General features: G+C 60.8%; 19 protein-coding genes. 11 read left to right on the forward strand and 8 right to left on the reverse strand.

Annotated elements, in window-relative coordinates; all coding sequences use genetic code 11:
* Positions 1-376 (reverse strand): LysR family transcriptional regulator (locus tag DBR30_RS22010; protein WP_258224383.1); only part of this gene is annotated, 376 nt, incomplete at its 3' end.
* Positions 377-597: 221 nt separating this feature from the next.
* Here DBR30_RS22010 and ilvC point away from each other — a divergent pair.
* Positions 598-2,079 (forward strand): ketol-acid reductoisomerase, encoded by a 1,482-nt coding sequence (gene ilvC / locus DBR30_RS10075; RefSeq protein WP_108542177.1) that lies wholly within the window; start codon positions 598-600, stop codon positions 2,077-2,079.
* Positions 2,080-2,235: 156 nt separating this feature from the next.
* On the opposite strand, the gene pgi is transcribed toward ilvC, so the two are convergent.
* The 5 genes from pgi to coaBC form a co-directional block, all read right to left on the reverse strand.
* A complete protein-coding gene (pgi, locus tag DBR30_RS10080; protein ID WP_108542176.1) occupies positions 2,236-3,885 on the reverse strand; it encodes a glucose-6-phosphate isomerase in 1,650 nt (549 codons plus the stop codon).
* Positions 3,886-4,232: 347 nt separating this feature from the next.
* The gene (locus DBR30_RS10085) at positions 4,233-5,069 is read right to left on the reverse strand and encodes a mechanosensitive ion channel domain-containing protein (protein ID WP_108542175.1); all 837 of its coding nucleotides are present in this window, start codon (positions 5,067-5,069) and stop codon (positions 4,233-4,235) included.
* A gap of 165 nt (positions 5,070-5,234) precedes the next feature.
* Positions 5,235-5,831: a nucleoid occlusion factor SlmA gene (slmA, locus tag DBR30_RS10090; RefSeq protein WP_005339495.1), complete on the reverse strand. Its 597-nt coding sequence runs from the start codon at positions 5,829-5,831 to the stop codon at positions 5,235-5,237.
* 69 nt (positions 5,832-5,900) lie between these two features.
* Complete coding sequence (gene dut / locus DBR30_RS10095; protein WP_005355985.1) at positions 5,901-6,359, reverse strand: dUTP diphosphatase; 459 nt, start codon at positions 6,357-6,359, stop codon at positions 5,901-5,903.
* Between the two features lie 80 nt (positions 6,360-6,439).
* A complete protein-coding gene (gene coaBC / locus DBR30_RS10100; protein WP_108542174.1) occupies positions 6,440-7,642 on the reverse strand; it encodes a bifunctional phosphopantothenoylcysteine decarboxylase/phosphopantothenate--cysteine ligase CoaBC in 1,203 nt (400 codons plus the stop codon).
* A gap of 147 nt (positions 7,643-7,789) precedes the next feature.
* Between coaBC and radC the strand changes: the two genes are divergently transcribed.
* The 6 genes from radC (at position 7,790) to DBR30_RS10130 (ending at position 11,452) form a co-directional block, all read left to right on the forward strand.
* The gene (radC, locus tag DBR30_RS10105) at positions 7,790-8,464 is read left to right on the forward strand and encodes a RadC family protein (protein WP_005339502.1); all 675 of its coding nucleotides are present in this window, start codon (positions 7,790-7,792) and stop codon (positions 8,462-8,464) included.
* A 136-nt stretch (positions 8,465-8,600) separates the two neighbouring features.
* A complete protein-coding gene (gene rpmB / locus DBR30_RS10110) occupies positions 8,601-8,837 on the forward strand; it encodes a 50S ribosomal protein L28 (protein ID WP_005307492.1) in 237 nt (78 codons plus the stop codon).
* An 11-nt stretch (positions 8,838-8,848) separates the two neighbouring features.
* Positions 8,849-9,016 carry a 50S ribosomal protein L33 gene (gene rpmG, locus DBR30_RS10115; RefSeq protein ID WP_005307500.1) on the forward strand — a complete coding sequence of 56 codons (168 nt, stop codon included), beginning with the start codon at positions 8,849-8,851 and terminating at the stop codon, positions 9,014-9,016.
* 93 nt (positions 9,017-9,109) lie between these two features.
* Positions 9,110-9,565 carry a hypothetical protein gene (locus DBR30_RS10120; protein ID WP_108542173.1) on the forward strand — a complete coding sequence of 152 codons (456 nt, stop codon included), beginning with the start codon at positions 9,110-9,112 and terminating at the stop codon, positions 9,563-9,565.
* A 24-nt stretch (positions 9,566-9,589) separates the two neighbouring features.
* Positions 9,590-10,402 carry a bifunctional DNA-formamidopyrimidine glycosylase/DNA-(apurinic or apyrimidinic site) lyase gene (gene mutM, locus DBR30_RS10125; protein ID WP_108542172.1) on the forward strand — a complete coding sequence of 271 codons (813 nt, stop codon included), beginning with the start codon at positions 9,590-9,592 and terminating at the stop codon, positions 10,400-10,402.
* A gap of 114 nt (positions 10,403-10,516) precedes the next feature.
* The gene (locus DBR30_RS10130) at positions 10,517-11,452 is read left to right on the forward strand and encodes a VirK/YbjX family protein (protein ID WP_108542171.1); all 936 of its coding nucleotides are present in this window, start codon (positions 10,517-10,519) and stop codon (positions 11,450-11,452) included.
* Between the two features lie 106 nt (positions 11,453-11,558).
* Here DBR30_RS10130 and coaD read toward each other — a convergent pair whose 3' ends face one another.
* Positions 11,559-12,041 (reverse strand): pantetheine-phosphate adenylyltransferase, encoded by a 483-nt coding sequence (coaD, locus tag DBR30_RS10135; RefSeq protein WP_021231538.1) that lies wholly within the window; start codon positions 12,039-12,041, stop codon positions 11,559-11,561.
* A gap of 134 nt (positions 12,042-12,175) precedes the next feature.
* On the opposite strand from coaD, the gene DBR30_RS10140 reads away from it, so the two are divergent.
* Positions 12,176-13,213 (forward strand): glycosyltransferase family 9 protein, encoded by a 1,038-nt coding sequence (locus DBR30_RS10140; RefSeq protein WP_108542170.1) that lies wholly within the window; start codon positions 12,176-12,178, stop codon positions 13,211-13,213.
* A gap of 321 nt (positions 13,214-13,534) precedes the next feature.
* Here the strand turns inward: DBR30_RS10140 and DBR30_RS10145 are convergent, their stop codons facing one another.
* Positions 13,535-14,311 (reverse strand): glycosyltransferase family 2 protein, encoded by a 777-nt coding sequence (locus DBR30_RS10145; RefSeq protein WP_031227896.1) that lies wholly within the window; start codon positions 14,309-14,311, stop codon positions 13,535-13,537.
* Positions 14,312-14,529: 218 nt separating this feature from the next.
* On the opposite strand from DBR30_RS10145, the gene waaF reads away from it, so the two are divergent.
* The 3 genes from waaF to DBR30_RS22015 form a co-directional block, all read left to right on the forward strand.
* Positions 14,530-15,564 (forward strand): lipopolysaccharide heptosyltransferase II, encoded by a 1,035-nt coding sequence (waaF, locus tag DBR30_RS10150; protein ID WP_106844577.1) that lies wholly within the window; start codon positions 14,530-14,532, stop codon positions 15,562-15,564.
* A 1-nt stretch (position 15,565) separates the two neighbouring features.
* The gene (gene waaA, locus DBR30_RS10155) at positions 15,566-16,831 is read left to right on the forward strand and encodes a lipid IV(A) 3-deoxy-D-manno-octulosonic acid transferase (RefSeq protein ID WP_108588331.1); all 1,266 of its coding nucleotides are present in this window, start codon (positions 15,566-15,568) and stop codon (positions 16,829-16,831) included.
* A 93-nt stretch (positions 16,832-16,924) separates the two neighbouring features.
* Positions 16,925-17,301 (forward strand): alcohol dehydrogenase catalytic domain-containing protein (locus DBR30_RS22015; RefSeq protein WP_258224386.1); only part of this gene is annotated, 377 nt, incomplete at its 3' end.

A 17,301-nucleotide genomic window follows, 5' to 3' on the forward strand; every position in this document is an offset into this window, starting at 1 on the left:
TCTCCAGCTTGATCTCCAGCTGGGGGTAGCGGCGGCGAAAGCGCTCCAGCACCTCGGGCAGCAGAAAGTAGCTGGCGGTGACCGAGCAGAAGACCCGCAGACGACCTTGCAGCGGCTCGTCGCTGCGTTTGAGCTCCTGTTTGAGCTGGCGCCACTCCTGCAACAGGCCGCCGCCGAATTCGCGCAGCTTCTCGCCGGCGGGGGTGAGCCGTACCGAGCGGTTGTCCCGCTCGAACAGGATGCAGCCGGTCTCCTGCTCCAGCCGCTGGATGGCGCGACTCAGGGTGGAAGGGCTGACCGCCATGGCATCGGCGCTTTTGCCGAAATGAAGGGAGTCGGCGAGGTGGAGAAACAGCTCGAGATTGCGAAGGTCCATCTTTCAGCTCCTAGCGCGGCTGGTGTGCCCGATATCCAGCGGTTGGCGGCTTGTTTCTGCCATCTCGCGGTACATTCAGCAGGCAATTATGAAGGGTGATCGTTTCAGTTATTGCAACGTACTGTTTCGAATATATCAGTTCAGGCAATAAGTGTCCCGCGCTATAGTGGTTCAGACAACGCCGCTATCCGGCATGGAATCAATCGAACGGAGCAATCACCATGGCTAACTATTTCAACACCTTGAACCTGCGTCAGCAGTTGGCCCAACTGGGCAAGTGTCGTTTCATGCAGCGCGAAGAGTTCGCGGACGGCTGCAACGTGCTGAAGGGCAAGAAGGTGGTGATTGTGGGCTGTGGTGCCCAGGGTCTGAACCAGGGTCTGAACATGCGTGACTCCGGGCTGGATATCTCCTACGCCCTGCGCAAGGCCGCCATCACCGAGAAGCGCGCCTCCTGGCAGAAGGCTACCGACAACGGCTTCGCGGTCGGCACCTATGAAGAACTGATCCCGAGTGCCGATCTGGTGCTGAACCTGACCCCGGACAAGCAGCACTCCGACGTCGTGAAAACCGTGATGCCTCTGATGAAGCAGGGCGCCGCGCTGGGCTACTCCCACGGCTTCAACGTGGTGGAAGAGGGTCAGCAGATCCGTTCCGACATCACCGTCGTGATGGTGGCGCCCAAGTGCCCGGGTACCGAAGTGCGTGAAGAGTACAAGCGCGGTTTCGGCGTGCCGACCCTGATCGCCGTTCACCCGGAGAACGATCCCAAGGGTGAAGGCATGGCCATCGCCAAGGCGTGGGCCTCTGCCACCGGCGGCGACCGTGCCGGCGTGCTGGAGTCCTCCTTCGTGGCGGAAGTGAAATCCGACCTGATGGGCGAGCAGACCATCCTCTGCGGCATGCTGCAGGCCGGTTCCCTGCTCTGCTACGACAAGCTGGTTGCCGAAGGCACAGACCCGGCCTACGCCGGCAAGCTGATCCAGTTCGGCTGGGAGACCATCACCGAAGCCCTGAAACAGGGTGGCATCAGCCTGATGATGGATCGCCTCTCCAATCCGGCCAAGCTGCGCGCCTTCGAGCTCTCCGAGCAGCTCAAGACCCTGATGCGCCCGCTGTTCGAGAAGCACATGGACGACATCATCGCCGGTGAGTTCTCCCGCGGCATGATGGCCGACTGGGCCGAAGACGATGCCAAGCTGTTCGGCTGGCGCGAAGAGACCGGCAAGTCTGCCTTCGAAAACGCCCCGGCGTTCGCAGGCAAGATTGCCGAGCAGGAGTACTTCGACAATGGCGTGGTGATGGTGGCCATGGTCAAGGCGGGTGTCGAGCTGGCGTTCGAGACCATGGTGGCTTCCGGTATCTACGAGGAGTCCGCCTACTACGAATCCCTGCACGAGCTGCCGCTGATCGCCAACACCGTTGCCCGCAAGCGCCTGTACGAGATGAACGTGGTCATCTCCGATACCGCCGAGTACGGCAACTACCTGTTTGCCAACGCTGCTGTGCCGTTGCTGCGTGAGCACTTCATGCCGACCCTGAAAGCGGGCGATCTGGGTGCCAGCAAGGCGGAAGGGCAGAGCGTGGATAACCTGGCGCTGCTGGCGGCCAACGAAGCGACCCGCAACCACCCGATCGAGAAAATCGGCCAGGTACTGCGTGGCTACATGAAAGACATGAAACGCATCGCCGTTGGCGGTTAAGCCAGCATCGGGCTGGATGATGAAGGGGCGGGGATGACGATCCCCGTCGCCGGTCGGACTGGACACCCGACCGGTCAGCCAGAAAAACCAGCCTGACAGTCATAAAAAAGCCCCGCTCATCGAGCGGGGCTTTTGCATTCAGAAAGGCTGGATAAATCAGGCTTTCCACGCTTTCCAGGTGTTGATCAGACCGTTGGTGGAGCAGTCGTGGCTGGTGACAGCCTCGTTGTTGCCCAGCTCAGGCAGGATCTTGTTGGCCAGCTGTTTGCCCAGCTCCACGCCCCACTGGTCGAAGGAGAAGATGTTCCAGATTGCGCCCTGTACGAAGATCTTGTGCTCGTACATGGCGATCAGGGCACCCAGGGTTTTCGGGGTCAGGCTCTTGAACAGGATGGAGTTGGTCGGGCGGTTGCCTTCGAACACCTTGAACGGTACCAGATCCTTGACCTGCTCCAGGGTTTTGCCTGCAGCCAGGAACTCGGCTTCAACATCTTCCTTGCTCTTGCCGAAGGCCAGTGCCTCGGTCTGGGCGAAGAAGTTGGCCAGCAGTTTTGGATGGTGGTCACCGATCGGGTTGTGGCTGATGGCTGGCGCCAGGAAGTCACAGGGGATCAGCTTGGTGCCTTGATGGATCAGCTGGTAGAAGGCGTGCTGGCCGTTGGTGCCCGGCTCACCCCAGATGATGGGGCCAGTCTGGTAGTCAACCGGCTTGCCGTTGCGATCCACGTACTTGCCGTTGGATTCCATGTTGCCCTGCTGGAAGTAGGCAGGGAAGCGGTGCATGTACTGATCGTACGGCAGAATGGCTTCGGACTCGGCACCGTAGAAGTTGTTGTACCACAGACCGATCAGCGCCAGCAGCACTGGCACGTTCTGCTCATAGGAGGCAGTGGCGAAGTGCATATCCATTTCGAAGGCGCCTTGCAGCAGGGCTTCGAAGTTCTCGAAACCGACAGACAGGGCGATGGGCATGCCGATGGCAGACCAGGAGGAGTAGCGGCCGCCAACCCAGTCCCAGAACTCGAACATGTTGTTGGTGTCGATACCGAACTCGGCCACGGCCTTGCCGTTGGTGGAGAGCGCAGCGAAGTGCTTGGCAACGTGGGCCTTGTCACCGGCGATGTTGATGAACCAGTCGCGGGCGGTCAGGGCGTTGGTCATGGTCTCCTGAGTGGTGAAGGTCTTGGAGGCAACCAGGAACAGGGTGGTTTCCGGATCGATCTTCTTCAGGGTCTCAGCGATGTGGGTGCCATCGACGTTGGAGACGAAGTGCATCTGCAGGTGGTTTTTGTAAGGGCGCAGTGCCTCGGTAATCATCACCGGGCCCAGATCAGAGCCACCGATACCGATGTTGACCACGTGCTGGATCGCCTTGCCGGTGTAGCCTTTCCACTCGCCGGAGATGATCTTCTCGCAGAAGCCCTTCATCTTGGCCAGTACGGCGTTCACTTCCGGCATCACGTCCTTGCCGTCGCACTCGATGGGGCGATCGGAGCGGTTGCGCAGGGCCACGTGCAGTACGGAGCGACCTTCGGTCATGTTGATCTTGTCGCCATTGAACATGGCATCGATCGCGCTGCGAAGATCGGTCTCTTTGGCCAGATCAATCAGCAACTTGAGGGTTTCTTCGGTGATCAGGTTCTTCGAGTAATCAACCAGGATATCGCCGCCGAAGGTAAGGGAAAACTTGTCAAAGCGCTTCGGGTCTTGCGCGAACAGATCCTTGAGTCGAGTCTCTTTGTTTGCTGCAAAGTGGGCTTCCAGTGCCTGCCAGGCCTGGGTTTGGGTTGGATTGATATTTTTCATAGGATTCCTGAAATGCCAAGTTGTGTTTGAACCTTGCAGGCAAGGTCCCGCCAAACCTTATTATCCGAGCATTATAGCGAGCCGATCGGGCGGCTCGTGTAACAGATTTTTACCGATTGTCTTTTACCGCAATGGGTCACTGTCGGGAGCATACAACCAGAACATTGGGATTATGTGTCACGAAAGCAAGGCGGATCTTGCGCTTGCTCATGATTGGGGCCACCCCGATGGCCTGAAATTGTTTTCATCCGGTTGGCGTGGTTATGCATCGACATTGCCATGGGCTGGGGCCAGAAACGACAATGCCAGCCCGAAGGCTGGCATTGTCTGTTGCAGCAGAACCGCGATCACGCCTGCGGTTTTTGCATGTGCATCACCATCTGCGGGAAGGGGATCTCGATGCCTTCGGCATCAAAGGTGAGTTTCACCTTCTCGTGGAAGTCGAACCAGACACCCCAGTAGTCGCCGGTCTTGACCCACGGGCGCACCACGATATTGACCGAGGAGTCGGCCAGCGCGGCAACGGCGATGGTGGCTGCCGGATCTTTGAGGATGCGCTGCTCTTCGCTCACCAGACGCTCGAGGATCTGCTTGGCCTTGCGCAGGTCAGAGCCGTAGCCGATGCCAAAGGTCATATCGACGCGGCGGGTATCCATGCGCGAGTAGTTGACGATGGTGCCGTTGAGGATGGCGGAGTTCGGTACTACCACCATTTTGTTGTCTACGGAGGTGAGGGTGGTGGTAAAGAGCTGAACGGACTGCACGACACCGTTGGTTCCCGCTACTTCGATAAACTCGCCCGCCTTGATGGGGCGGAAGATGATCAGCAGGAAGCCGGCAGCGAAGTTGGAGAGCGAGCCTTGCAGCGCCAGACCGATGGCCAGACCGGCGGCACCGATAATGGCGACGAAGGAGGCGGTCTGCACGCCGACCCGGCCCAGCGCGGCGATTACCACGAACACCAGAATGGCGTATTTGAGAATGCTGCCGACGAAGTGAGTGACGGTGATGTCCAGCTTGCGGGCCTGCATCACCTTGACCACGCCACCGCTGATGAGGTTGGCGGCGATATAGCCGACCAGCAGGGTCAGCAGGGCGGCGGCGATATTGACGCCATATTCGATCAGCAGGCCTTGGTTATTGACCAGCCAAGTCTGCGCTTCGGTAATGATTTCGGGTTCCATAGGATGTCCTGTCAGGTTCTAAAAGGTTCATGGTGGATAAATCTAACACCGCAGCGCGACAGTACGGGTCGCATCTGGTACTTCTTTTCTGCCATAAAAACCTGACACAAAAAAGAAGGGAGGCCAAAGCCTCCCCTCTTTTTGCTGAATGATGCGAAAAAACCATCAGCTCTGCAGTAGTTGGCTGCGGATAAATTGCCACTGATCTTCGAAACCGGCGGTCGGCTTGAGCTTGAACTCGGAACGCACGAACTGGCTGATGCGGCCTTCGGTGTAGGCCAGCAGCAGATTGGCCAGCATGGTCTCGTCGAGCTGGAAGCCCTGACCTTCGCGCAGCCGCTTCTCGCGCAGTACCTGCTTGATCTGGGTCTCCAGCTTGTCAAACAGGATGCTGATGCGATCCCGCAGCCGGTCGTGCTCACCCAGCAGGGCGTCGCCGTTGAGGATGCGGGTGATGCCGGGATTGCGCTCGGCGAACACCAGCAGCAGCTGCAGGATGTGGTGGCAGCGCGCCATGGTGTCCTTCTCTTCCGCCATGATCAGATTGACCCGTGACAGCAGGGAATCCTCGATAAAGTCGATCAGCCCCTCGAACATTCGCGCCTTGCTGGGAAAATGTCGATAGAGGGCTGCTTCAGAGACGCCGACCTCGGCCGCCAGACGGGCCGTGGTTATGCGCTGACCCGGACTGGTTTCCAGCATATGGGCGAGCGCTTGCAGGATCTGATCGCGCCGACTCTGTTTCTGATTACTGCTTGCCATGGATTCCCCTAAAAAAACAATGGCTTGATTCTGTTATTAGGCACCGCCACATCAGGCTGGTGTGGTCTGTTATTGGCGACCAGAAGAACCAAAACCGCCTTCACCCCGTTCGCTCTGATTGAACTCATCGACCAGTTGGAAGCTGGCCTGAACTACCGGCATGATCACCAGCTGGGCGATGCGCTCGCCGGGTTGCATGGTGAACTCATCTTTGCCGCGGTTCCAGACCGAAACCATCAGCTGACCCTGGTAATCGGAATCGATCAGACCGACTAGGTTGCCCAGCACGATGCCGTGCTTATGGCCGAGGCCGGAGCGGGGAAGGATGGTGGCACACAGACCCGGATCCTGGATGTGAATGGCCAGACCGGTCGGCACCAGGGTGGTATCACCCGGAGCCAGAGTCAGCGGCGCATCCAGCAGGGCACGCAGATCCATACCGGCAGAGCCCGGTGTGGCGTAGGCGGGCAGCGGGAACTCGGTACCGATACGGGCATCCAGAATCTTCAGTTCAATTTGTGTAGTCATGAATCGCTTTTTCAGTTGGATCTTGTATTGGCGCCCCTCTTGGCAGGCGGGGCGCCGTGAGTCTTGTTCTTTCGGGACGCTCAGTGCCGGTAGTGGCGTGCAATCAGGGCGATCAGGTGACGGGCCAGCGTCAGCTTGTCGGCCAGCGGCAGCGGGGCCTGGCCCCCTTGCCAGAACACGATCAGGGCGTTGTCATCGGCGTTGAAGCCTTGCCCCTCGCGGGACACATCGTTGGCGGCGATCATGTCCAGCCGCTTACGCTGCAACTTGTCGAGGGCGTATTGTTCCACATCCACGGTTTCGGCGGCAAATCCGACGGTGAAGGGTTTGTCTGAAAGGGCACCGACGGCCGCGATGATGTCGGGGTTTTTCACCAGCTTCACCACCATCTGGTCGTTGTCGCCGGTCTTCTTGATCTTCTGGCTGGCTACCTGCTCAGGACGGTAGTCGGCCACGGCCGCGCAACCGATGAAGAGGTCGCACTCGCCCACCCGGCTCATCACCGCCTGATGCATCTGCTCCGCGCTCTCCACATCGACACGGGTCACGCCAGCAGGCGTAGCCAGCGTCACCGGGCCGCTCACCAGCGTAACCTCTGCGCCTGCTTCGCGGGCGGCGCGGGCGATGGCAAAGCCCATCTTGCCGGAGCTGTGGTTGCTGATGTAGCGCACCGGATCCAGTGCCTCGCGGGTTGGACCTGCGGTGAGCAGCAGCTTGACGCCTGCCAGCAAGGGCTCGGCGGCCAGCTGCTGGCAGCAGCGATCCACCAGTTCGAGGGGATCCAGCATCCGGCCCGGGCCCACATCGCCACAGGCCTGGCTGCCGGCATCCGGTCCCCACAGCAGAATGCCGCGGCTGGCCAGGGTCTTGAGGTTGGCCTGGGTCGCGGCGTTGAGATACATCTGCTGGTTCATTGCTGGTGCCAGCGCGATGGGCGCCGGAGTGGCCAGACAGAGGGTGGTCAGCAGTTCGTCGGCCATGCCGGCGGCCATCCGCGCCATCAGGTTGGCGCTGGCGGGGGCGATCAGCACCAGATCGGCCCACTTGGCCAGCTCGATATGGCCCATGCCCGCCTCGGCAGAGGGGTCCAGCAGGCTGTAGGCCACCGGATGACCGGAGACCGCCTGCAGGGTCAGCGGGGTGATGAACTCCTTGGCGGAGCGGGTCATCACCACCCGCACTTCGGCGCCCTGATCTTTCAGGCGGCGTACCAGCTCGGCACTCTTGTAGGCGGCGATCCCGCCACTGACACCCAACAGGATGCGTTTATCGGCCAATCTCATCTGCTGTTTCTCTATCCGGCTCATTCTGACTGGTCGGCTAAGATACCACAGGCAATGGATGACGACAGGGGTTGGCATCAAGGGGTGTGGTCGGGCGCGCGCAATTTTTTGCTATGTTTTTTCTCAACAGGGATGAGGGAGAGACAAATGAGCATCAAAGAGTGGCCAGAAGATGAACGCCCCAGAGAGAAGCTGCTGCGTCAGGGGCCTGCGGCGCTTTCCGATGCCGAACTGCTCGCCATCTTTTTGCGCACCGGCGTCAATGGCCTGAGTGCAGTGGATCTTTCACGTAATCTATTGAATCAATTCGGCTCTTTACGCAGTTTGCTGGGGGCGGATCAACGGGCATTCTGCGAGGCGCACGGCCTTGGCCCGGCCAAATATGCCCAGTTGCAGGCGGTGCTGGAGATGGCCAGACGCCATCTGGCCGAGCAGTTGCAACGGGGCGATGCGCTCACCTCGCCCCAGTTGACCCGGGACTATCTGCAGGCTCAGCTGCGGGATCGACCGAGGGAAGTGTTTGCCCTGCTGTTGCTCGATAATCAGCACAGAGTCATTCAATTTGTTGAGCTTTTTTTCGGCACCATCGATTCGGCAAGCGTCTGGCCAAGAGAAATCGTGCAGATCGCGCTCAAACATAATGCAGCCGCGGTGATTCTGGCGCATAATCACCCGTCCGGCGTCGCCGAGCCCAGTAGGGCCGACCGCCAGATCACGGATCGGATCACGGCCGCTTTGGCCCTGATCGATATCAGAGTGCTGGATCACTTGGTGATCGGTGATGGCATCACGGTTTCTTTTGCCGAGCGCGGTTGGCTATAACTGTGCTCTGGCACCGTATTAGTTGATCTTTGATCACGGATGCTGTATAAAATGCCGCCTTCTGTTTGCCCCGCAATCGAAGGCCAGCGGGGCAGATATTTGCTCGAGCAATGAAGTAAGATTTGGAGAGACTGACATGTCTAGAGTATGCCAAGTAACCGGCAAGCGCCCGGCAGTTGGTAACAACCGTTCGCACGCTAACAACGCCACCAAGCGTCGTTTCCTGCCGAACCTGCACACTCACCGTTTCTGGGTTGAGAGTGAAAAACGCTTCGTAAGCCTGCGCGTATCCGCAAAAGGCATGCGTATCATCGACAAGCGTGGCGTTGAAGTGGTTCTGGCTGAACTGCGCGCCAGCGGTGTTAAGGTATAAGGAATTAGATCATGGCTAAAGGTATTCGCGAGAAAATTCGCCTGAACTCCAGCGCCGGTACTGGTCACTTCTATACCACTACCAAAAACAAGCGCACCATGCCCGAAAAAATGGAGATCAAAAAGTTTGATCCCGTTGTTCGTCAGCATGTGATCTACAAGGAAGGCAAAATCAAGTAATTACTTGATGCTGCATTCCCAAAAACCCGGCTTCGTGCCGGGTTTTTTTATGCGCCGAATTCAGTACACTGCCGGTCCAAAGGGAGGCTTGCCATGTTCAAATTGAGCCGCAAAGGCTGGAATAACGTGATCATTGTGGTGGTGCTGATCGTGATCACCCTGTTGCATCGTATGGAGACTGCCCAGCAGGAGAACAGCGCCAAGCGGGCTCGCCCCTTGTTGCCGGATGCGTCCGTAGTGCTCACTTGGCAGGGGCCGAGCTGGCAGATTGAGCGGATCGGTCAGGGCTGGCGCAGCGTGCCGGATCTGGGGCTCGACACGGCTCAGCTGGATGCCCGTCTGGCGCGCTGGCAGAGCTGGTTGCTGCCCCCCGGCGAGGTGGTGCGCGGCACCCCGGTGGCCATCAAGGTGTGGATTGCCGGCCAGAGCGATCCGGTCGAGATCGGCCTCTATCAGAACAGCGGCCAATATGGCGCTCAGCTGCCCTCCGGTCTCTGGCTCGCCCTCACTGCCGAGCAGTATCGCGATCTGCTGCGTCCTGCTCCCTGAGTTCCTTTTCCTTGCGAGGTGCCAATGCCCGAATTGCCAGAAGTTGAAGTCAGTCGTCAGGGGATCTCCCCCTGGCTCACCGGTATCAAGGTGACGCGTGTAGTGGTGCGGGATGGCCGCCTGCGCTGGCCGATCCCCGGTGAAATTCAGGAGCTGGTGGATCTCACCATCCATCGGGTGCGTCGCCGTGCCAAATACCTGCTGCTGGAGACCGATTTCGGCACCGCCATCCTTCATCTGGGGATGTCCGGCAGCCTGCGGGTGCTGGATATCGGCACCCCGGTCGAGAAGCACGACCACGTGGATATCGAGCTGGAGAATGGCAAACTGCTGCGGCTCAACGATCCGCGCCGCTTCGGCGCCCTGCTCTGGACTCGCGAACCGGCCGAAGCCCATGCGCTGCTCGCCAAGCTGGGGCCCGAGCCGCTCACCGATGCCTTCAGTGCTGATTACCTGCGTGAGCGCGCCAAGGGACGCAGCACCGCCATCAAACAGTTCCTGATGGACAATCAGGTGGTGGTCGGGGTGGGCAACATCTACGCAAACGAGGCGCTCTATGCTGCCGGCATTCATCCCAAACGGGCGGCGGGCAATATCAGTGCCGAGCGGCTGGGAACCCTGGTGGCCGAGATCAAGCGGGTGTTGGCCGAGGCGATTCGCCAGGGCGGCACTACTCTGAAGGATTTCACCAGTGCCGATGGCAAGCCGGGCTATTTCGTGCAGCAGTTGCAGGTTTATGGCCGTGGCGGTCAGCCCTGTTTCCACTGTCATACCCTGCTGACCGAGACAAGAATGGGCCAGCGCACCACGGTTTTTTGCAGTCATTGCCAGCGCTGAGCGCACTTTTTGCCCCGATCCGGGGGAAGTTGTAACAGTGTATTTCCACTCTGTTGAAGATTTGCACAGCTGTCACTAGTATCCCGACCGTTCAGGCGGTTTGAGAATATAAAAATGACAGTTAAATCAATAGACTGGGAATATTTATCCCGGCAGGAGCGCTATTGCGCAAAATCCATGGCCCGCTTCCTCTACCCCGAGGGATGTGACCGGAAAACCTTCAATCGCGGCAAGTTTGTGCTGCGCAGCCTGCTCTACCGCAAGTCGCTGAGCCGGGTCTTCAGCCTGTTTCAGTGCGACTCGCTCAAGGCGCTGCCAGCGGTCTATCCCGAGTTGCTCGACAAGCCGATGCGTCCCTATCGCTTCGCCTGTGCCAGCGCCCGTCAACGGGCCGAGATGCTGGAAAATCACTATCGGTTGCTGCTGGAGTGCTACCCGCAGCTGATCGACTCGCTCTATCTGGGCGAGGGGATCGCGCTGGGGCACTATCCCCAGAGCGGCTGCCGCATTCTGCTGCGCCACGATGGCACCTTCCGCCGCGAGGCCGAGCTGGCCCTCTCTATCGTCAACGGAGAGGGGCAGCGCCTCTATAGTTGTGCCTTTTCGCTGGCGGGCAGTGTGGATCGTTTGATTCTGATGATCGGCTCCATGCAGGGGCCGGAGCCTGCGGTTGACAATGCTCAGGATCGGGTGCGCGAGCTGACCAAAGAGGGGCACGGCCTGCGGCCCAAATCCCTGCTGGTGCAGCTGGTGCTGCAACTGGCGCAGAGCATGGGGGCGGCGGAGGTGCTGGCGGTGCGCAAGCGGGCCCACGTGTTTCAGGCCAAGCGCTACAGCAGCGAGCAGAAAGCCAATTTGCAGGCCGATTATGACGAGCTGTGGCAGGAGTTCGACGCCCGGGATGTGGATGCCAACTTCGTCGCCCTGCAAGCCCAGCCGCGCAAGCCGCTGGAGGAGATCGCTTCCAAGAAGCGGGCCATGTATCGGCGCCGCTACGAGTGGCTCGATCTGCTGGTGCAGGAGATGAATGAGCGGTTTGCCCGTCAGTAACCGGCAAGCAGGCTGACGTCTCCATAGCGAGACAGATACAACAAGGGCTACCCGCGGGTAGCCCTTGTTCGTAGTTGCCGTTGGGAATGGCGAGTGTGGAAGGGGATCACCCTTTCTGTTTGGCTGCGATGGCCTGGGCCACCACGGGATCGACAAACTGACGAATGTCGCCACCGTGCAGCGCCACCTCTTTCACCAGGGTGGAGGAGATAAAGGAGTTCTCCTCCGCCGGGGTGAGGAAGACGCTCTCAAGCGTGGGCATCAGGCGGCGGTTCATGTTGGCCAGCTGGAACTCGTACTCGAAGTCGGAGACGGCGCGCAGGCCGCGGATCAGCACGTTGGCCTGATGCTCTTTGGCGAAATCGACCAGCAGGCCGGAGAAGCCCACCACCTTGACGTTGGGAAGCGTGCTGGTCACTTGCTGGACAAGCTGGACACGTTCTGCCAGATCGAACAGCGGGCGCTTGCTCGGGCTGTTGGCGACCCCGACCACCACCTCGTCAAACAGCTTGGCGGCGCGGCCGATCAGATCGGCGTGGCCATTGGTAACGGGATCAAATGTCCCGGGATAAATTACCCTGGTAGTCATCTTTGTGGTCCTGCAACCTGGAAATTTGGTCGCATTATAAGGTCGTCGCTTGAGAATAGCAGTGCATCAGGCAAGAATACGCCATCGCGCATCAAGCCTCCTTGCATTGGTGACAGGGAGCAAAGGGATTTTTTATGAAACGTATTCTGGTCGTTCGCAATGACAAGATTGGTGACTTCATGCTGGCGTGGCCTAGCTTCGCCATGCTCAAAGGCTCCATGGAGTGTCATGTGACTGCCCTGGTTCCGGCCTACACGGCGCCGCTGGCCCGGCTCTGCCCCTGGATTGACGAGGTGATCATCGATCCGGGCGTGCGGGCCGACAAGGAGCAACAGCGAGCGCTGCTGGCGCGGATCAAGGCGGCGGCGTTCGACGCGTCCATCTGCCTCTTCTCCAACTCCCGCAACGCCATGCTGGTGTGGAAGGCACACATCCCTTATCGGCTGGCCCCGGCGACCAAGCTGGCGCAGGTGCTCTACAACCAGCGACTGGTGCAACGCCGCTCCCGTTCCCAGAAGCCGGAGTCCGAGTACAACCTGGAGCTGATCCGCCGCTTCCTGGCCGATCAACAGGTGGCCGTGGTGGAGCCCAAGACCCCCTTCCTGCAGTTCGATGACGAGACCCTGCTACAGGTGCGCGAACAGCTGGCGGCCAAGCTCAAGCTCGATGCCAGCCGCCCCTGGCTGATGGTGCATGCCGGTAGCGGTGGGTCTGCCAACAACCTCTCCATCGAGCAGTACGCCCGCATCATCATCAAGCTCAATCAGGCCTGCCCCGAGCTGCAGTGTGTGCTGACCGCAGGTCCGGGTGAGGAGAAGATGGCCGAACAGCTGGCGGCCGAGCTGCTGGCCCACGGCGGCAATGGCTGGATCTACCGTTCCAGCGACGGTCTGCCGATGTTCTGTCAGGTGCTGGCCAACGCCGCCCTGTTTATCGCCGGCAGTACCGGCCCGCTCCATATCGCCGGGGCGCTCGACGTGCCGACCATCGGCTTCTTCCCGATGCGCCGCTCCGCCACCCCGCTACGCTGGAAGCCCCTCAACAGCGAGGGGCGTCACCTCGCCTTCAGCCCGCCCGAGGACAGCGACCACCCGGAGGATATGAGCCAGCTCGATCCCAAGGCCATGGTGCCGGAGATGGCCCGCTGGGCGGCGCCCTTCTGGCGCAAATAACCTATGCAGCAATGCAGACAGGGCCCCGCGGGGCCCTGCTTTGTATGGTGATGATCGCAGCTGACAGTGCTGCAGATCGGACATTGCTCCCGACAGCCCTTTTACGCCCCTCTGACACGGTTCCTGCCGGTATAAGCTGGAGTTGGGTCATTTAAGCAAAACCCATAAATTCAGCTTATAGCGATCGAGCTAACCCCTGTCGCCCTCCGTCATGGCCATTGCGCGCCCTGCAAGGGCTCTGCCCGATCTGCCGCCATGCAATTCGCCCCTTGTTCCGCTGGAACAAGGGGCGAATTGACGAACTTGCGGTGGGGTACGGCGCTATTCCGGCTGCTGCGGTTGCTGGCGCACCCAGAGGTCGGCGTATTTGACGAAGGTGGAGTGGGCGGAGAGGATCGCCAGCAGCAACCCCTGCTTGCCATCGAGGAAGCCCGCCTTGAGCAGGTACATCTTGATGAAGCAGCCGACGGCATGCATCAGCCCCTGACTGAGGGAGCCCTTCTTGCCGCGAGCGGTGCGCTGATCGGCCCAGGCGCGGGCATAACCGGCCGATTTGACCAGATAGTGCTCCAGATCCCGATAGGTAAAGTGGTGCAGGTCGCCGTAGAGGTTGACGATCTTCATGTTGGCGCGCACCTCCACCTTCTCGTGCACCAGCGCTTCGTTGTAGCTGGTGAGTGCCTTGGGATAGAGGCGCAGCACCCGATCCGGATACCAGCCGCTATGGCGGATAAAGCGGCCAAAGACCCAGGAGAGGCGCGGCAGCGAGTAGATGGTGTCGCTGGCCGGATTGGCCATCACGTTGGCGATGGCGGTTTTCAGCTCGGGGGTGAGCCGCTCGTCGGCATCCAGCCACAGCACCCAGTCGGATTGCACATGGGACTGGGCCAGCCGGCGCTGTTTGCCAAAGCCGGGCCACTTGGCGTTGACGAAGAAACGTGCCCCAAACTCGGCGGCAATGGCCGGGGTCTCGTCCTGACTGCCTGAGTCCAGAATGACGATCTCGTCCACCAGTCCGTCGAGGGAGGCGAGGCACTTGCGCAGGTTGTCGGCTTCATTCTTGACGATCAGAACGGCAGCCAGAGTCGGTTTTTTCACGAAATGGGGCTCTCGGTTGTTGCCCGTCTGGCGGGACATGCTCGAATTGGCGCCCATTCTAGCCTAAAAGCGTGGCCGGGGCATGACCCGGGTGGCGGCTGGTCTCCCCTGTCAGGGCGGGTAGGTAAGGATCTTCTGTTATTTATCCAGTCATTCTTGGGGCATAATCTCGCCCAGTGATGATTAACCGCCGGGCCAGACCCGAGAGAAGACGCGTAATGAAAATATTGGTGATCGGCCCCTCCTGGGTCGGCGACATGGTGATGTCCCAGAGTCTCTACAAGGCGATCAAGGCCAACCATCCCGAGAGCGAGCTGCACGTGATGGCCCCCGCCTGGTGCTGTGCCCTGCTGGAGCGGATGCCGGAGGTGGACAAGGCGATCACCATGCCCCTTGGCCACGGTGACTTCAAACTGGTGGCGCGCCGCCGCCTCGGCAAGCAGCTGGCCGCCGAGAAGTACGATCAGGCCATCGTCCAGCCCAACTCCATGAAATCGGCGCTGATCCCCTGGTTTGCCCGCATTCCGGTCCGTACCGGCTGGAAGGGCGAGAGCCGCTACGGTCTGCTCAACGACCTGCGCAGCAACAAGTCTGCTTTTCCGCTGATGGTGGAGGGCTATCTGGCGCTCGCCTATCCCAAGGCGCAGATGAAGAGCCGGGCCGATATCCCGACCATTCCGCACCCGGCGCTCCACGTCGATCTGATCAACCAGAGCAAGGCGCTGGAGCGGCTGGGTTTGGATCGCGCCCGCCCGGTGCTGGTGCTCTGTCCCGGTGCCGAGTTTGGCCCGGCCAAGCGCTGGCCGGAGGGACACTACGCCGTGGTGGCCCAGCAGCATCTGGACGAAGGATGGCAGGTGTGGATCTTCGGCTCCAACAAGGATGTGCCGGTAGCCAATACCATCCGGGATCGGGTCAACCTGCTGACTCGCCCCAACTGCCACGTGCTGGCGGGCAAGACCAGCCTGCACGAGGCGATCGATCTGATGGCGCTGGCCAGCCGGGTCATCTCCAACGACTCCGGCCTGATGCACATCGCCGCCGCCCTCAACCGGCCGCTGGTGGGCGTCTATGGCTCCACCTCGCCGCTCTACACCCCGCCGCTGGCGGATCGGGTCGAGATCGTTCACACCGACATCGAGTGTCGCCCCTGCTTCAAGCGCACCTGCAAGTTCGGCCATCTCAAGTGCCTGATCGACCTGGCGCCGGAGCAGGTGGTCGATGCCTGCAAGAAGCTGGAGCAGAGTCAGTAAGATGCCCTACCGTCTGCTCTACAACCTGTTGATCCATCTGGGATTGCCGCTGGCGCTGCTGGCCCTCTACAAGCCGAAGAAAGGCAAGCCCGGCTTTGGCAAGCGCTGGGCCGAGCATCTCGGGCGGCTGCCCGCCACCGGACAGGAGGCGCCGCTCTGGATCCATGCGGTGAGCGTGGGGGAGACGCTGGCCATCACGCCGCTCATTCGCGCCCTCAAGGCGGAGCGGCCCGATCTGCCGATCCTGCTCACTACCACCACCCGCACCGGCGCCGATCAGGCTGCCAAGCTGGGGGATCTGGTGATCCATCGCTACGCGCCGCTCGACTACCCCTGGGCCATTGCCGCCTTTCTCGACACCTTCAAGCCGCGCGCGCTCTGGGTGATGGAGACCGAGCTGTGGCCGAACTGGCTGGCCGCCTGCGAGGCGCGCCACCTGCCGGTGACCATCATCAACGCCCGCCTCTCCGAGCGTTCCTGCCAGCGTTATGCCCGCTTCCACGGCGCCTTCGATGCCCTGAGCCGGCCGCTGACCCATCTGCTCTGCCAGCATCAGGATGACGCCGACCGCTTCGCCCGCCTCGGCATCGAGCGTTCGCGGCTGGCGGTGACCGGCTCCATCAAGTTCGATATCCAGTTTGGTGACGAGGTGCAGGCCAAAGGTCGCGCCCTGCGCCAGCAGCTGGGGACAGATCGGCCGGTCTGGATCGCCGCCAGCACCCATCTGGGTGAGGACGAGCAGGTGCTGGCCGCCTTCGATCTGCTGCTCAAACGCCATCCCGCTGCGCTGCTCATTCTGGTGCCGCGCCACCCCGAGCGGTTCGATCGGGTGGCCGAGCTGTGCGCCCCTTATGGCTGCGTGCGGCGCACTGATGGTGCTGCGGTGAGTGCCGAGGATAAGGTCTATCTCGGCGATACCATGGGCGAGTTGCCGCTGATGCTGGCGGCGGCTGATGTGGCCTTCGTCGGTGGCAGTCTGGTCAAGGTGGGCGGTCACAACCTGCTGGAACCGGCAGCGCTCGGCAAGCCCTGCCTGACCGGCCCTGCCTACTTCAACTTCAGCGACATCACCCGCCAGCTGGTGGCTCAGGGGGGCGCTGCCATCGTGGCCGATGCCGCCGAGCTGGGCGAGCAGGTGAGCCAGCTGTTTGCCGACGGCAACACCCGCCGCGAGATGGGGGAGCAGGCCCGCGCCGTGGTGCTGCGCAATCAGGGAGCGCTGGCGCGTACCCTCTCGCACTGCCTCACTGCGCTGGAGAACGACTGAACCCATGATGAGCACCGCACTGGCTCTCGATTTTCAACTGCAAAAGCGTCAAAGCAGCTGATCCCCGTTTCACACGTCATCAAAGAGGCAACCATGTTCAAGGCTCTGTTACTGGAAAACCAAGACGGCAAGACTGTACCGACTCTGACCCGGCTGGCCGAGAGCCAGTTGCCGGAAGGTGAAGTGCGGGTAGCGGTCGCTTACAGCTCCATCAACTACAAGGACGGGCTGGCCATCACCGGCAAAGGCAAGATAGTGCGCCAGTGGCCGCTGGTGCCCGGCATCGACTTCGCCGGTACCGTGCTCGAATCTGCCGACAGCCGCTATCAGCCCGGCGACAAGGTGGTGCTGACCGGTTGGGGCGTGGGCGAAGGGTACTGGGGCGGCATGGCCGAACAGGCGCGGGTCAAGGGGGACTGGCTGGTGCCGTTGCCCGCCGGGCTGGATGAGCGCCAGGCCATGTGCATCGG

Source organism: Aeromonas sp. HMWF017 (genome assembly GCF_003061465.1).
Taxonomy (GTDB): Bacteria; Pseudomonadota; Gammaproteobacteria; order Enterobacterales; family Aeromonadaceae; genus Aeromonas; species Aeromonas veronii.

Bases quoted from the DNA above. Each gene is read 5' to 3' on its own strand.
- rpmB (WP_005307492.1), top strand. From the start codon at position 8,601: ATGTCTAGAGTATGCCAAGTAACCGGCAAGCGCCCGGCAGTTGGTAAC.
- ilvC (WP_108542177.1), top strand. From the start codon at position 598: ATGGCTAACTATTTCAACACCTTGAACCTGCGTCAGCAGTTGGCCCAA.
- slmA (WP_005339495.1), bottom strand. From the start codon at position 5,831: ATGGCAAGCAGTAATCAGAAACAGAGTCGGCGCGATCAGATCCTGCAA.
- coaD (WP_021231538.1), bottom strand. From the start codon at position 12,041: ATGACTACCAGGGTAATTTATCCCGGGACATTTGATCCCGTTACCAAT.
- mutM (WP_108542172.1), top strand. From the start codon at position 9,590: ATGCCCGAATTGCCAGAAGTTGAAGTCAGTCGTCAGGGGATCTCCCCC.
- coaBC (WP_108542174.1), bottom strand. From the start codon at position 7,642: ATGAGATTGGCCGATAAACGCATCCTGTTGGGTGTCAGTGGCGGGATC.
- waaF (WP_106844577.1), top strand. From the start codon at position 14,530: ATGAAAATATTGGTGATCGGCCCCTCCTGGGTCGGCGACATGGTGATG.
- DBR30_RS10120 (WP_108542173.1), top strand. From the start codon at position 9,110: ATGTTCAAATTGAGCCGCAAAGGCTGGAATAACGTGATCATTGTGGTG.
- radC (WP_005339502.1), top strand. From the start codon at position 7,790: ATGAGCATCAAAGAGTGGCCAGAAGATGAACGCCCCAGAGAGAAGCTG.
- pgi (WP_108542176.1), bottom strand. From the start codon at position 3,885: ATGAAAAATATCAATCCAACCCAAACCCAGGCCTGGCAGGCACTGGAA.
- rpmG (WP_005307500.1), top strand. From the start codon at position 8,849: ATGGCTAAAGGTATTCGCGAGAAAATTCGCCTGAACTCCAGCGCCGGT.
- waaA (WP_108588331.1), top strand. From the start codon at position 15,566: ATGCCCTACCGTCTGCTCTACAACCTGTTGATCCATCTGGGATTGCCG.
- DBR30_RS10085 (WP_108542175.1), bottom strand. From the start codon at position 5,069: ATGGAACCCGAAATCATTACCGAAGCGCAGACTTGGCTGGTCAATAAC.
- dut (WP_005355985.1), bottom strand. From the start codon at position 6,359: ATGACTACACAAATTGAACTGAAGATTCTGGATGCCCGTATCGGTACC.
- DBR30_RS10130 (WP_108542171.1), top strand. From the start codon at position 10,517: ATGACAGTTAAATCAATAGACTGGGAATATTTATCCCGGCAGGAGCGC.
- DBR30_RS10140 (WP_108542170.1), top strand. From the start codon at position 12,176: ATGAAACGTATTCTGGTCGTTCGCAATGACAAGATTGGTGACTTCATG.